This is a genomic window from Actinosynnema mirum DSM 43827 (assembly GCF_000023245.1).
GTDB lineage: Bacteria > Actinomycetota > Actinomycetes > Mycobacteriales > Pseudonocardiaceae > Actinosynnema > Actinosynnema mirum.
This window is the reverse complement of sequence record NC_013093.1, coordinates 2,766,302-2,780,649: the sequence shown is the minus strand read 5'-3', so window position 1 is coordinate 2,780,649 and position 14,348 is coordinate 2,766,302. Positions and strand designations below refer to the sequence as shown.

Annotated in this window: 10 protein-coding genes; 6 read left to right on the top strand and 4 right to left on the bottom strand. The window is 72.6% G+C overall.

Annotated elements, in window-relative coordinates:
* Positions 1–641: 641 nt before the first annotated feature.
* Positions 642–2,414 carry a non-ribosomal peptide synthetase gene (locus AMIR_RS12470; RefSeq protein WP_015801319.1) on the bottom strand — a complete coding sequence of 591 codons (1,773 nt, stop codon included), beginning with the start codon at positions 2,412–2,414 and terminating at the stop codon, positions 642–644.
* 357 nt (positions 2,415–2,771) lie between these two features.
* On the opposite strand from AMIR_RS12470, the gene AMIR_RS12465 reads away from it, so the two are divergent.
* Positions 2,772–3,875, top strand: a complete 1,104-nt coding sequence (locus tag AMIR_RS12465) for a cytochrome P450 family protein (RefSeq protein WP_015801318.1) — start codon at positions 2,772–2,774, stop codon at positions 3,873–3,875.
* 53 nt (positions 3,876–3,928) lie between these two features.
* Here AMIR_RS12465 and AMIR_RS12460 read toward each other — a convergent pair whose 3' ends face one another.
* Positions 3,929–4,591 carry an N-acetyltransferase gene (locus tag AMIR_RS12460; RefSeq protein ID WP_015801317.1) on the bottom strand — a complete coding sequence of 221 codons (663 nt, stop codon included), beginning with the start codon at positions 4,589–4,591 and terminating at the stop codon, positions 3,929–3,931.
* 103 nt (positions 4,592–4,694) lie between these two features.
* Between AMIR_RS12460 and AMIR_RS39065 the strand changes: the two genes are divergently transcribed.
* Positions 4,695–5,117, top strand: coding sequence for a hypothetical protein (locus AMIR_RS39065; protein ID WP_143760708.1), 423 nt, complete (start codon positions 4,695–4,697; stop codon positions 5,115–5,117).
* On the opposite strand, the gene AMIR_RS35570 is transcribed toward AMIR_RS39065, so the two are convergent.
* Positions 5,041–5,928, bottom strand: a complete 888-nt coding sequence (locus tag AMIR_RS35570) for an MFS transporter (protein ID WP_222840723.1) — start codon at positions 5,926–5,928, stop codon at positions 5,041–5,043. The two genes, AMIR_RS39065 and AMIR_RS35570, sit on opposite strands and share 77 nt — an antisense overlap.
* Positions 5,929–7,144: 1,216 nt before the next feature.
* On the opposite strand from AMIR_RS35570, the gene AMIR_RS40955 reads away from it, so the two are divergent.
* From AMIR_RS40955 to AMIR_RS12430, 4 genes are all read left to right on the top strand, one after another.
* Positions 7,145–8,245, top strand: coding sequence for a serine/threonine-protein kinase (locus AMIR_RS40955; protein WP_222840722.1), 1,101 nt, complete (start codon positions 7,145–7,147; stop codon positions 8,243–8,245).
* A 24-nt stretch (positions 8,246–8,269) separates the two neighbouring features.
* The gene (locus AMIR_RS40165; RefSeq protein ID WP_049796811.1) at positions 8,270–9,049 is read left to right on the top strand and encodes an FHA domain-containing protein; all 780 of its coding nucleotides are present in this window, start codon (positions 8,270–8,272) and stop codon (positions 9,047–9,049) included.
* A gap of 3 nt (positions 9,050–9,052) precedes the next feature.
* On the top strand, positions 9,053–10,279 hold the full coding sequence (locus AMIR_RS12435; RefSeq protein ID WP_015801314.1) for a hypothetical protein: 1,227 nt from the start codon (positions 9,053–9,055) through the stop codon (positions 10,277–10,279).
* Positions 10,280–10,380: 101 nt separating this feature from the next.
* Positions 10,381–11,946 (top strand): substrate-binding domain-containing protein, encoded by a 1,566-nt coding sequence (locus AMIR_RS12430; protein ID WP_245554609.1) that lies wholly within the window; start codon positions 10,381–10,383, stop codon positions 11,944–11,946.
* A 103-nt stretch (positions 11,947–12,049) separates the two neighbouring features.
* Here the strand turns inward: AMIR_RS12430 and AMIR_RS42700 are convergent, their stop codons facing one another.
* Positions 12,050–14,023: a collagen-binding domain-containing protein gene (locus AMIR_RS42700; protein WP_084798862.1), complete on the bottom strand. Its 1,974-nt coding sequence runs from the start codon at positions 14,021–14,023 to the stop codon at positions 12,050–12,052.
* Between the last annotated feature and the right edge of the window lie 325 nt (positions 14,024–14,348).

Sequence of the window (14,348 nt, the reverse complement as noted above, 5' to 3'; positions counted from 1 at the left end):
CCGATGATCGATCAGCCGTAGTCAAGAGAAGGAGGCACGACGGGGTCAACACCCCCCGTTCGGCCGGCAGGAAACGCTTTCGAAAAAGGATCGGGGACAAATTGTTCGCAACCGCACGGTGGCTGAACTGGGCAGTAACCTGGCAGATCGAAAATTTCCGCCCGCCCAGGTCACGACCTCGTCATGCATCCGACACCAAAGCATTACGGCTCACGCAAAATTTGTGAGCAAGATCACAACCATTCGGTGTAGTGGTGGATACACCAGCAGCCCCACCGGATTCGTCCGACGATCCTTACCCCTTAGGGGAACCGGGTACACCCCCGTCACCGACCACGGGCGTGCCGCTGAATAGCGCGACAACAACCGATAAACACTCAATTCAGCGTTGACGAAAGTCCCCGATCGCCGTATTGCGCAACCCCGATTCCGCCCGCACGACACCCCCGGTCAACACCCCGCCCACCAGAGGAAAAACCCGCGCCCGTTCAGCCGCGCGCGACCACGACGAGTTCACCCGAGGGCGAGTGGCCCCACTCCCACCGCCACCCTCCGTGCACGCCGATGAGCGCGCGGACCGGATACCCCCGGCCACGCGCCCACGCCTTTCAACAGCCCCGCCCAGCCCCCTGGGGCGCCCCTCAGGCGTTCCCCTCCCGCTCCGGCACCCGCCCCCGCCGCGCCCCCGGCGGCGGGGTCCGCTGCTGCGGGACCGGGGTGGTCACCCGGTTCGCCAGGAGGCGGACCGTGCGCGCCTCCACCAGTTCCGCCGCCGCCAGCCGCACCCCCCACCGCGCCGCGACCTCGTCCCGCAGCCGCAGCAGGTCCACCGAGGTGCCGCCGAGCGCGGCGAAGTCGTCGACCGCCCCCACGAGGTCCACGTCCAGCAGCACCGACCACAGCGCCGCCAGCTCGCGCTCCACCTGCCCGCGCGGCGCGACGTAGTCGTGGCCCAGGAGCGGGCGGGAGCGGTCCGGGGTGGGGAGGGCGGCGTGGTCGACCTTGCCGTGCGCGGTCAGCGGCAGGCGGTGGACGGGCACGAACACCGACGGCACCAGGTGTTCCGGCAGGGTCTCCTTGAGGAACGCCCGCAGCTCCGGCACCGGCACCGCCCAGTCGGTCTCCAGGTGCGCCAGCATCCCGCCGCGCCCGTCCGCCGTCACCACCGCCCCGGTGATCATCGGGTGCCTGCACAGCGCCGCCTCGACCTCGCCCGGCTCCACCCGGTGCCCGCGCACGTTGAGCTGCCGGTCGATCCGCCCGATGAACTCCAGGTCCCCGCTGGGCAGCAGCCGCGCCAGGTCGCCGGTGCGGTACAGCAGCGCGCCCGGCCGGTCGGAGTGCGGGTCGGTCAGGAAGCTCTCGTCGGTCTGCTCCGGCCGGTTCACGTACCCGCGCCCCACGCCCGGCCCGCCGATCAGCACCTCGCCGACCTCGCCGGGCGCGGCGGTGGCCCCGTCCTCGCGGCGCAGCAGCACGGTCACCCCGCGCAGCGGGCGCCCGATGGTGGGCCGCTCGCCGGGCGCGCACGCGCCGAGCGTCGCGCACACCGTGGTCTCGGTCGGCCCGTACGCGTTGACCAGCCGCACCCGCCCCGCCCACCGGTCCACGAGCGCCTGCGTCACGGGCTCGCCACCGGACACCAGGGTCCGCAGGTGCGGCAGCCCGCCGGTGGGCAGCGACCCGAGCAGCGACGGCGCCGCCGACAGGTGCGTGACGCGCAGCTTGCGCAGCACCCGCGCCAGCTCGACCCCGGCCAGCACGGTCCCATCCGGCGGCAGGCACAGCACCCCGCCGGACAGCAGGCTCATCGCCAGCTCCCACACCCACGCGTCGAAGGTGGGCCGGGCGAACTGGAGCACGCGCGCCCCGTCCAGGTCGCCGAAGTGCTCCGCGACGGCCAGAGCCAGGTTCACCACGCCCTCGTGCCCGATGGCGACGCCCTTGGGCGAGCCGGTCGACCCCGAGGTGTACAGCACGTACGCGAGCGGCCCCGGCACGTCGGCGGGCTCGGCCGCGACGCCCGGCCGGTCCACGCGCAGCACCTTCGGCCCTCGGATCGGCGGCGACGGCTCGTGGTCGGCGATCACCAGCGGCGCGGACGTGTCGGTCAGCGCGATCCGGGCGCGGGCGCGCGGCTGCGCGGGCGGCAGGGGCACGTACGCGGCCCCGGCCCGCCACACCGCCAGCACCGACACCACGAACTCGTACCCGCCGCCGACCAGCAGCCCGACCGCGTCGCCGGGGTGGACGCCCGAGGCGGCGATCCGGGTGGCGAGCGCGTCCGCGTGCCTGCGCAGCGCGCCGTAGGTGACCACCTCGGCGCCGTCGTCGACGGCGGGCCGCGTGGGGTCGTCCTCGGCCCAGCGGGCGAAGAGCTCGTAGCCGCTCAGGGGCGCTCCCGGCGCGTTCACGAGGCTTCCAACCGGTCGGCTGCCACCATTTACGGCACTCCCATCCGAAGGACCTCGCGGGCATTCCGGTGAGCGCGCGGGAAAGCACCCGAGCGGCGCCGACCGGGCGCGTTCCCGGACGGGCGGTCCCCCGGTCCGCTGACCTGAACGCCCTGCTCCCGGTTAGTACCCCGCCCCTCGGGGCGCAGCAACCGAGAGCCACCCGGTCGAGTGGAATGCACGGGCTAACCGGTCGGGGTGTTGAGGCTCGCGGGCACCCCAACCGACAATCCCTTGAGACCGCACGAGCGGTGTTCCCCGCGCTCGACCCCATCGCGCCGCCGGTCAGGCGGAGAAGCCCGCGAGCGGAGGCAGCCCATGCCCGCAGCCCCGACCCTGCCGCACCCGTCCGGCCCGCCGGTCCGCCTGGAACCGCCCGGCGAGCGCTCCGGCCTGACGTCGGTGAGCGTGCCGTTCGGCGCCGAGGCGTGGCTGGTGACGCGGCGCGAGGACATCAGCGCGCTGCAGGACGACCACCGGTTCACCAGCGCGGCCGAGAGCAGGCCGCCGCTGCTGCCCGGCCGGGCCGTCCCACCCGCCCGCGAGCGCGACGACGGCGACCGGGCGCGGCTGCGCAGGGTGCTGGCCGACTGCCAGGTCCCGGCGGGCCCCGACCTGTCCGCGCTGCGCCCGAGGCTGCTGGGCATCGCGGACACCCTCCTGGACGGCGTGCTGGACGCGGGCGGCCCGGCGGACCTGGTGGACCGCTTCACCGCGCCGCTGAGCGCGGAGGCGACCTGCGAGCTCGTGGGCGTGCCGTACGCGGACCGCGCGGTGTTCCTGGACTGGTTCACCGCGTTCGCGGTGGGCGGCGACACCGGCCGCTCCCGCGAGCTGGTCACCGCGTACACGGACGGCCTGGTGGCCGAGCGCAGGGCGCGCCCGCGCGCGGACCTGGTGACGGCCCTGGTGCGCGCGGAGCCCGAGCTGACCAGGGGCGAGCTGCTGGAGGTGGTCGGCGGCGTGCTGCTGGCGGGCGACGGGGTGGCGACGCAGCTGGCGAACTGCGCGTACGTGCTGCTGGCGCACCCGGAGCACGCGCGCCTGCTGCGCGAGGAGCCGGAACTGCTGCCGCTGGCCGCGCAGGAGCTGCTGCGCCGCGTGCCGTTCCCACCGGGCGCCGCGTGCGCCCGCTACGCCACCGAGGACGTGGAGCTGGGCGGCGCCCTGATCCGCGCGGGCGACGCCGTGGTGCCCGCGTCCGCGCCGGGCGCGGACGCCCTGGACTTCCGCCGCGAGGCAGGCCCGGCCCCGACCCGGCACCACTGCCTGGGCCCCGGTGTGGTGGCCGAACTCCTGGAGGTGGCCCTGACCGCCCTGCTGCACCGAGTGCCGACCGTGCGCCTGGCGGCGGAGGAGGTGCTGGACTGGCGCCGCGACCTGCTGGTGCGCCGAGTGGTGCGCCTACCGGTGACCTGGTGACCGAATTGACCCCCCACACCCCCGGCGCAGGCCCCACCCCCTCCCCCAGGCGCTCAGCTCTCAGGGCTGCGCCCACGACTACGCGGAATGCGCCCCTCCACGACGCCCCCGGCCACCGGCTCCCGCCACAACCCGTGCAACCGCAACCCACCGGCCACCGGCTGCGTCCACAGCACGTCGAACCCGTGCATCCGGTAGAACGGCAGCACCTCGTCACCCGCGGTCCACAGATAAGCGGGCACAAGCCCTTCGTCGCACCACCGCAGCCCCGGCTCCAGCACCACCGAGGCGAGCCCACTCCGACGTCGGTGCGGCACGGTCGCCAACGCCCGCAGCCGATGATGCGGCACCTCGGGCTCACGCTCCTCGGCCAACGCCACCGCCCGCTCGTACCGGGCGGCCCCGAACGGCCCGATCTGGTCGGCGCCCCACCGCGCGGTCTCCAACTCCTCCACGGGCTCGGGCCGGTAATCAGCGTGCGTCCACACAGCGGCAGCCGACCGGCACGGCGTCAACCAGGCCCGAACCGCGGGCAGCGCAGGCTCCGTCAACCAATCCGCGACCACGGCCCCGAACTTGAGCTCCAACACCTCCCGCCGCCGCGCGCCGTCGGGCTCGTAGTGCTCGGCCAGCGGACTGTCGTGCAACGCCTCCGCGAGCACCGCCCCCAGTTCCCCCGCGTCCAGCCCGGTCGCCTCCACCGTGGTCCCGATCACCGGGCACCCCCTTCTCCGCGAGCGGCCCCTCGCGACCGGATCACCCGCGCCCACAGGGACGCGGAAGCGCCCACCAGTGTCCATTGAGGACGGAGATTCCGCCATGCCGAGACGAGTGCACCTGGTCGAGCTGGACGAGTGCGCCGAACCGCCCGACCAGCGGTCGACCCCGACGTTCGAGTTCCACCGAAACGCCCGCTCGGCCCTCCTGACCACCCTCGACGCCCCGTTCGCGGTAGCGCTGGCGGCGGACGGCACGGAGGTGGAACTGGCCCGCGAGGTAAAACGCCTGTTCCCCCGCTGCCACGTGGTGGTGGGCGGCGAAGCGGAACAGGACCTGGTGGACGCCCCCTGGGTAGACGTCCTGGTCCACGGCCACACAGCACGCAGGGTCCCCGCCGTGCTGCGCGCCCTGGCACGCGGCTGCGGCCTGGGCGAGGTGCCAGGCATCAGCTTCTGGGCGGACACGGGCTGGGAGCGCACAGTGGTGACCACCGTGATGCCAAGCCCACGCGTAGGCGGCTGACCAGGCGTGGGGGCGGCCCGACCGCCCCCACCCGCTCGACGGCCCCCGGCCCCCCGGCCCGCGCCACCACGCCCGAGTAGACGGCCGTGACCACCGCGAGCCCCACCGACCCGCCGACCTGGTTGGCGGCGGTGGCGGCGGCCCCGGCATCCCGCGCCTCGACCCCGAGCAGCGCGAGGTTCTGCAACGGCACGAACGTGAACCCCATGCCGGCCCCGAACAGCACCAGTCCGGGCAGCACCTGCGCCCGGTACCCGCCGTCAGCCGTGATCAGCCCCAGGCACCCCACCCCGCAGGCCGCGAGCACCGGCCCGAGCACGAGCTGGGCCCGAGGCCCGACCCGCTCCAGCATCCGGGTGGCGAACGGCACGGTGACCGTGATGCTCGCGGTGATCGGCAACGTGCCGAGCCCGGCGAGCAGCGGCGAAAGCCCCAGCACCCCCTGCAGGTGGAACGTCAGGTACAGCATCGCCCCGATCATCACCGCCCCCGTGATCCCCTGGACGAGGAACGCCGCGACCCGAACCCGGTCGGCGAACACCCGCAGCGGCAGCAACGGATGCGCGGACCGCGCCTCCACGACCACGAACGCCCCCAGCAGCAGCACCCCGGCGACAACCCCGACCACCACGAACGGCACGTTCACCAACAGGCACCACCGCCACGACAGGTACTCGGTCAGCACACCCCCGAGCAACAACCCGATGGCCGCGCCAGCACCGGAAATCCCCCCGAAGACGGCGAAGGCGACAGTGCGCTCACGCCCGGAGGGAAACGTGACGGTGACGATCGCCAGAGCCGCAGGCGCCATCAACGCGGCGGCAACCCCCTGAACCCCCGAGCCGCGAGCAACTCGTCACCGGTCCCGGCAACCCCACACCGAACAGCGCGAGCCCAAGCAAAAAGGCCCGACGCCGCCCCCAGAAGTCCGCGATCCGCCACCGAGCAACAACAAAGCCCCAAAGGCAAGCGCGTAAGCCGTAACCACCCACTGCCGCGCGCTGTCCGACATGCCGAGCTCAACCTGAGCACTGGGAAGCGCGACGTTGACGATGGTCCCGTCAAGGACGACCAGCAACTGCGTCAGGGAAACAACCGCGAGACCCCACCAGTTCCGCCTGCCCTCAGGCACACGAAGAACAGGGTTGAACCGAGCAAAAATGGAGTGCCTCCACCGCGAACACCCCCGAGGTTTCCAGCCCCGACCGGGCAGCAAGCACCCCGACCACCCCCGGCAACGCACCGGTCAGATACCCCAAGCCCAACAAACCAACCCAGCCCACACCCCCAACAGGCGCACCCGCAAGCTGCAAGCCCACCGCACTAGCGAGCCACTCACGACCGCACTAGCGAGCCACTCACGACCGCACTCGCGGGCTGCGGGGCGAGCGCAGCGAGCCCACGCAGCCCCATTCCCGCGTCCCTCTTCTCCGTTTGGCCTGGCGAAGCCCAAGCACGCTTGTCAAGATGCCGCCGCACCGCCACGGCAGACCGCCCGAGTCATACGGCGTCTTGACGAGCGTGCTTGCCTGAAAGGAGGCCACACGGAGAAGAGGGACCCCACCCACCGCAGTGGTAAACGGGACCACCACCCCAACGGCCACCGGCCGGCAGAGCCCGTGTCCCCTCTTTTTTGGAGGTCTGCCCCGCCGGCGAGGCGTGCCCTTAAGCTCTTGATCTTCAACTCTTGATCTTCAAACCCCTCACCCACCAAAAGCGCCGGGGCCCACCGCCTCTGCCCCAGGCGATGGGCCCCGACCGAGGGTGGTCATAGGGAACACCTGCACTGAATGACATCGCCCCACCCGCTGAGCCATTAGCCGCAGAGCAACTAGATCACTCGGACGAGCAACCACCCCTCCCTCGCCCCCTCCCCCACCCACCCCACCCCCCACCCCCACAAAATGCGACCTGACCAGCACGTTCCCCCAATCCACCCCACCCCGTCCCCCGGAATTAACCCCACGTTCGAGTCCCCCTTCTAGGTTCCGGCGGTGGCGGTCGGTGATGATCTGGACAGATACCGGTTGATCCGCTTGCTCGGCCGAGGCGGCATGGGCGAGGTGCACATCGCCGAGGACACCTCGCGGGACGACCGCAAGGTGGCCATCAAGCTGCTCCCGACCGACGTGCTGCGCGATCCCGACCTGGAAGAGCGTTTCCGCCGCGAGTGCGCGCTAGCCGCACGCATCGACCACCCCAACGTCCTCCCGGTCTACGACTACTCCGTAGGCGCCCGCCCCTACATCGTGATGCGCTACGTCGAGGGCACCGACCTGGCGACCGAGGTCGCACACGGCCCGCTCTCCCCGCAACGCGCGGTCAGCGTGGTCGAGCAGGTCGCCGCCGCCCTGGACGCCGCGCACCGCAAGGCCCTGCGCCACCGCGACGTGAAGCCGTCGAACGTGCTCCTGGAGCAGGGCGCCCGCCGGGGCACCGACCACGCCTGGCTGTTCGACTGGGGCATCGCCCAACCGATCACCGCCCCACCGATCACCCGCCTGGGCCAGGTCGTCGGCACCCCGCACTACATCGCCCCCGAACGCCTGGAGACCTCGGGCTCGGACCACCGCGCGGACGTCTACTCCCTCGCCGTGGTCCTGTACGAGTGCCTCGCCGGCCGCAGACCGTTCGACGGCGACGAGGTCCAGGTCCTGATGGGGCACCTGAAGGGCGAGGTCCCCCAACTCCCACCCCACGTGCCGCCCGCGATGCAGAAGGTCGTGGAACGCGGCCTGGCCAAGCACCCCGCGGACCGCTACCAGTCAGCCGGGGAACTCGCGGCGGCAGCGCACGAGGCACTGGACGAAGAACTCCCCGCGCCCGCTCCGGCTCCCGCACCCGAACCCGCACCCACCCCCGAGCCCTCACGCCCCCGCTCCCCCTGGACCACCCCCGTCGTGACCGGCGTCCTGGCAGGCGGCGTGAGCCTCGTGGCAACCCCGTTCTTCCTGGACCCACCCCTCTGGTCCCACCCAGCCCTGGCCATCGCGGTCGCCCTGCTGACCTACGCCGTGACCGGCAACTCCCCTCCCCCCACCCCGCCCGAGCCCACCACCAAAGGCCCGAACCCAGGTGACGAGACCAGGGACGTCGGCTCGGGAGGGTTCCCGAGCCCACGCCCCTAGCGTGGCCGACGTGGAGCGAGCGACGTGGTGATGCACTTCCTGGAACCCCGAACCCCGAGCCTGCTGCGCCGGGAACCCCTGGTCGCCGGCGCCCCGGCGCCACGCGGCACCCTCTTCGCCCTGGGCGAGGACGGCGGCTACGCCGCGCCCCCCTCCCCCGGCGCCCTCCTCCTCCTGGGCCGCAACAGCCCCGACGTGCACGTGACCGTGGGCTCGGGCGACTGGCACGTCAGCCGCGAGCACGCGGCCCTGCGCCGCGACGGCACCGGCTGGCTGGTGCGCAACAGCGGCAGGCTCCCGATCGGCCTGCCCGGCCGCCCACCCCTGCTGAGCGGTCACGAGACCGCGCTCGCCCCCGGCTACACCCCGCTGCACATCAGGGGTTCCCGCCTGCACCTGGTGGAGCTGCTGGTCAGCACCGGCGGTCCAGCAGCCGGGGTGGTCCGCCCGGACACCGGAACCCGAGACCTGGTGTGGCCGCTGACCGACCGGGAGCGCCTGGTGCTCGTGGCGCTGTTCCAGCTCGCGCTGCTGGGCGCCCCTGACGCCCGCCCGCTGTCCTGGAACGAGACCCGCGACGCGCTCGCCGCCGTGCCGGGCCAGCCCGCCTGGACCGACCGCAAGGCCGAGCACGTGGTGGACGTGGTGCGACGGCGGCTGGCCGCCTCGGGTGTGCCGGGGGTGACCGCCGACTCGGCGCCACCGGACGCGATCAAGAACAACCTGCTGCGGGTGCTGCTGGAGACCGCGACCCTGGTCCCACCTGACCTGCGGCTGCTGGACACCGGGATCGGGGGCGGGTGAACCGTGGGCAGTGGCAGTGGCAGTGGCATCGGCAGTAACAGCAGCGGCGCGGCGGGCCGGGTGGCGGCGCTGGTCGTCGGGGTGGCGATCATCGTCGTGCTGGCGGTGGTCGTCGTCGGGCAGAACGGCGGTGACAGCTCAGCGCGCAGCGGTGACGACGGGGCGGGCTGCACGGCCGACGTCGTGCGGGTCAAAGGGCTGATCGGCTCCGAGAAGCAGTCCTACTTCGACGACCCTGACGTGCGAACCCGTTTGCGCTGCCTCGGTTTCGAGGTGGCGGTGAGCCCGGCCGGGTCGCGCGAGGACATGCTGGTGCAGCTGGAGCAGGACCCGGAGCACGCGTTCGCGTTCCCGTCCAGCACCGCGACCGCCGAGAAGATCAAATCCGAGACCGGGGCCAAGACCGGGATCGCGCTGTTCTCCTCCCCGATGGTCGTCGTGACGCACCGACCGCTGGTGGAGGTGCTCACCCGCGCTGGGATCGTGCGGCAGGACGGCGGCAGCGGTGGCAGCGGCGGCGGCGACGACAGCGACAGCGACGGCAGCGGCGGCGGCGGCGGTGAACAGCTGGTGGACGTCGAGGCGCTGCTCGGCGCGGCCCGCGACGGCCTCAAGTGGAACCAGCTCCCCGGAAACCCCAGCGGTCCCAACAAGGTCGTGTCGCTGAGCACGACCGACCCCAAGGACTCCAACTCCGCGATCATGATGCTGTCGATCGCCTCGCACGCGGCGAACGGCGGCGCGGTGGTCACCAGCGACGCGGAGATCGCGCGGGTCATGCCGGACCTGTGCTCGATGGTGCTCCAGCAGGGCCAGCAGTCGCCGACCAGCGAGGTGCTGTTCAACGACTACCTGCGCGACCCGCAGGGCGGGCGGATCCAACTGGGGCTGGTGTACGAGGCGCAGTTCCGCTCGACCAAGCCCGCGCCCGCGCTGCCCGAGGACGCCGTGGCGCTGTTCCCGAACCCGACGGTGTACTCGCGGCACACGTTCATCCCGCTGGAGGGCGAGGACGACGCGAGGCGGCTCGGGGAGGCGCTGGGCGGTGACGACCGGTTGATCGAGCTGGCCGCGGCGCACGGGTTCCGGCCGGAGCGGGCGTCGGCGCAGCCGAGCGGGGCTCCCGAGGCGCCGAGGTTCGTGGTGGAGGCGCCGTCGGCGGGGGTGTTGGAGCGGATGCTCGACGGGTTGGCGGAGATCCAGCGGAGCGGCAGGGGGTGCGGGCGGTGAGCGGGGTTCGGCGGGGGTTTGATCTCACGCGGCGGGGGTTTGATTCCACGCGACAGGGTTTCAGGCGGCAGGGTTTCAGGCGGCAGGTCGCGGTCGGGCTGGTGCTCGTCGCGCTGGCGGGCTGCACGGCCGAGCAGGCCGCACCCGAGGGCGAGCCCTCGCTGCGCGGTGTCCCGACGACGTTGCGGGTGCTGGCGGGCAGCGAGCTGGCCGACATGGCGCCGGTGCTGGAGGAGGCCGAGCGGGCCACCGGGGTGAAGGTCGAGTTCACCTTCACCGGCACGCTCGACGGGGCGCAGAAGGTCGCCGAGGGCAAGGCGGACGGGGCGCACGACGCGGTGTGGTTCTCGTCCACCAAGTACCTGCGGAGCCTGCCCGAGGCGCGCGGCAGGCTCGGGGCCGAGGTGCAGGTGATGTCGTCGCCGGTGGTGCTCGGGCTCCGGCAGTCGGCCGCGCGCGAGCTGGGGTGGGCGGACGGGAACGTCACGTGGGGTGGGATCGCCGAGGCCGCGGGGGCCGGGCGGTTCACGTTCGCGATGACCGACCCGGCCGCGTCGAACACCGGGTTCTCGGCGCTGGTCGCGGTGGCGACGGCGCTGGACGGGAGCGGACGGGCGCTGGACACCGGGGCGATCGAGCGGGTCGCCGGGCCGGTGTCGGGGCTGTTCACCGGGCACCGGATCACGGCCGGGTCGTCGGACTGGCTGGCGGACGCGTTCATGAAGCGGGCCAAGGGGGAGGACGCGGGCGGGCCGGTCGACGGGCTGATCACGTACGAGGCGTCGTTGTCGTCGTTGAACTCGGGCGGGGAGCTGCCCGAACCGCTGGTGCCGCTGTACCCGAGCGACGGGGTGGTGAGCGCGGACTACCCGCTGGCGGTGCTGTCGGGGGCGGACGAGCGGGCGCGCGACGCGCACCGACGGCTCGCGGACCACCTGGTGCGGGCGGAGGTGCAGCGGGAGATCGTGGCGAAGACCGGGCGGCGGCCCGCCGTGGCCGGGCTGGACCTGCCCGCGGGGGCGCGGTCGGGGCTGGTGGAGATCCCGTTCCCGGACAGCCGGGCGGTGGTGGGGGCGTTGCTGGACGCGTACTACGACGAGCTGCGGCGGCCGTCGCGGACGGTGTACGTGCTGGACGTGTCCGGGTCCATGGAAGGGGACCGGATGGCGCAGCTGAAGCGGGCGCTGAGCCGGTTGACCGGGTCCGACGAGTCGTTGACGGGGCAGTACTGCCGGTTCCGGAGCCGGGAGGAGGTGGTGCTGCTGCCGTTCAACCAGGCGCCGCTCGCGCCTCAGGAGTTCAGCGTGGACGTGGGGGCGCCGCGGGAGACGTTGGAGCGGATCCGAGGGGCGGTCGAGGGGCTGGTCGCTGGGGGTGACACGGCGGTGTACGACAGCCTGGAGCGGGCGTACGGGGTGGTGGGGAGCTCGCCGGAGCGGTTCACGAGCGTGGTGCTGATGACCGACGGGGAGAACCGGGTGGGGCGGACGTTCGCGGAGTACCGGGAGTTCGCTCGGGGGAAGGCGGTTCCGGTGTTCCCGATCGTGTTCGGTGAGGCTTCTCGGGCGAAGATGGGGGAGATCGCGGAGATCACGGGTGGGGCGGTGTGGGACGCGAACTCGGAGTCGTTGGAGCGGGCGTTCTGCCAGATCCGGGGGTATCAGTGAGGTGATCTTGGGGGCGGGGGGAGGCGGGGTGGGGTGAGGTGAGGTGGGGTGGCCACGCGGCCGGGGGTTTCCGTTTCCTCCGGCCGCGTGGCTTTTTGTGGGGTTAGGGCTTGGGGGTTCTGGTGCGGTCCAGGGCGGTCAGGGCCGCGCCTGTGATGAGGAGGGTGGCGGCTAGGCCCAGGAGTGTCGCTGCGGGGGAGCCTGTGCCTGCCAGGGGGTGAGTGGGGGGTGCGGTTGCTTGTTCGGCAGTGACGGGGGCGGCGGTCGCGGGCGTGGTGGGGGTGGGTGGGTCCGGGGTGCCCATGGGGTTCGCCGGGGGCTTGCCGGTTGTCGTGGGGGGTGAGGTGGTGGGTGGGGTCGGGTCGCTGATGGAGGTCGGCGGCTGGGTGGTGGTGGTTGTGGGGTCTGTGGTTGTGGGGTCTGTGGTTGTGGGGTCGGTGGTGGGCGGGTCGGTGACGATCGGGTCGATGGTCACCGGGTCGATCAGGCCCGGAGCTGTGATGAGGCCGCCCTTGAACGAGGTTCTCGGGGGGATCAGGTGCTTGGTCGTGGTGGTGGCTGTGGTTGTGGGGGCGGGGACCGGGGCGGCGGTTGTGGTGATGGTGGTGGGGGTGAGGGCTTGACCTGTGGTGGTTGGAGGCCCGGTGGTGGTGGTTGGTGACGTGGTGGTGGTGGTGGTCGTGGGCGACGGTGGCGGCTCGGTTGTGGCGGGTGGTGCGGCGGACGGGGTGGTTGGGGTGGTCGGGGTGGGCGCGGTGGTCGAGGTGCTCAGGGGCGTGCTGGTTGTGGTGGAGGTCGGTTCGGCAGGCGGTTGACCCGTTGTCGGGGGCTGCGGGGCAGGCACGTCCGTGGTGCTGGTGACGGGCAGATCCGTGGTGGGAGCGTCCGTCGTGGTGGGAGCGTCCGTGGTGACAGGCAGGTCCGTCGTGGTCGACGGCAGGTCCGTCGTGGTCGACGGCGCATCGGTGGTGGTCGCGCAGGTGGTGACCACCTCCTGGAAGGGCGCGTGGTGGACCTCGCCGCCGCTCCCGGAGTCCGGGCCGCCCATCGTCAGGGTTCGGGCGATCAGGTCGCCCTCGACGTTGCCGGGGCTCAGGTCGAGGACGTGCGCGTTCGGGGCGTACAGGGTTCCCCAGAGGGTGCCGGTCTCCGGGGGGAGGGTGAGGGTGCCGGTGGTGGTGAAGTTCCACAGGACGTGCCTGGACGCGGAGTTGCCCTGCCAGGTGACGTTCGGCAGGTGGAGCGCGCGGTCGCCGGTGAAGGGCACGTTCACGATCAGCCAGGCGCCGCTTCCGTCGCCGGGTTGGTTGTAGCTGGCGAGGGGGTTGAGGGTGGCCAGCTTGTCGAGCTGGTCGGGGGTGAGGGTGAGGACGTTCTGGCCTGGGCGCAGGCCGAGGGTCGCGGTGGGGTCCTCGCCGTTCCACGGGTTCTGGCCGTTCTGGTCGCGCAGGACGGCGGTGGACGGGCAGGCGGCCATGCCCGCGTTGAGCTTGCGGTAGGTGGTGAAGAGGGCGGGGAGGTCGAAGCCCGAGGGGCGGGTGAGCGAGGCCGCGGGTTGGGGGGTGTGGACCTGGAGGACGGGGGCGGGGCGGCCTGCGGGGACGATGTCGGTGGTGCTGACGTTCTCGACGGCGGTGGCGTTGGAGAGGTCGCCGAACTTCGCGTAGGACGCGTTGAGCAGGTCGAAGCGGGCGGTGGGGGTGCTGGCGGCGTAGTCGAGGCGGCCACCGACGACGAGGCTGGTCGGTTGGGCGTCACCGGGGAGGACGTAGGCGCCGGGGTGGTTGGAGCCTGCGCGGAAGTCGCGGAAGCTGAGGTTCCCGCCGATCGCGACCGGGCCCTCGACCTCGTTCTCGCGGAGGCTGGCGTCCTGCTCGACGAGGACGATGAAGCCGTGGGCCGGGTCGCGGTAGACGTCGGAGGGGTCGACCGTGCGCACCGGGTTGACGACCGCGCTCGGCTCGGCGAGCGCCGGGCGGACCTGCGTCGCGGCGACGCCCGAGGCGAGCGCGAGCACGAGACCGGCTGCGGCGACCGCGGCTGGGCGACTTCGCGTCCGTCCGACGGTTCTGTTCACGGCATCCCCTGATCGAGTGACGGTGTTACCCGCCCTGTATCGGCTGAGGGGAGGGTGGGGAGAGTTATCTGGGGGAAGTTTTGGGGTGGGGGTGGGGGTGGGGGTTGGGGTGGGGTGGGGTGGGGTGGGAGGTGGGGTGGAGTTGGAGCGGGCTCGGGTTGAGGCAGGCTCGGGTTGAGGTTGCGCTGGTCACCGGCTGGGTGGTTTTTCTGTCACCCGATTGGTGAAAATGGCGCGTTTCAGTGGGCGAGCAACCAGAAAGCAACCGTTCTGGGGGAGTCAGCGCTACTCGGGGTTCCCATGCTGATTCGGCACGTACTCACGG

What these genes read in the sequence shown, in the direction of transcription:
- AMIR_RS12465 (WP_015801318.1), top strand. Translation starts at nt 2,772, where the DNA reads ATGCCCGCAGCCCCGACCCTGCCGCACCCGTCCGGCCCGCCGGTCCGC.
- AMIR_RS39065 (WP_143760708.1), top strand. Translation starts at nt 4,695, where the DNA reads ATGCCGAGACGAGTGCACCTGGTCGAGCTGGACGAGTGCGCCGAACCG.
- AMIR_RS35570 (WP_222840723.1), bottom strand. Translation starts at nt 5,928, where the DNA reads ATGGCGCCTGCGGCTCTGGCGATCGTCACCGTCACGTTTCCCTCCGGG.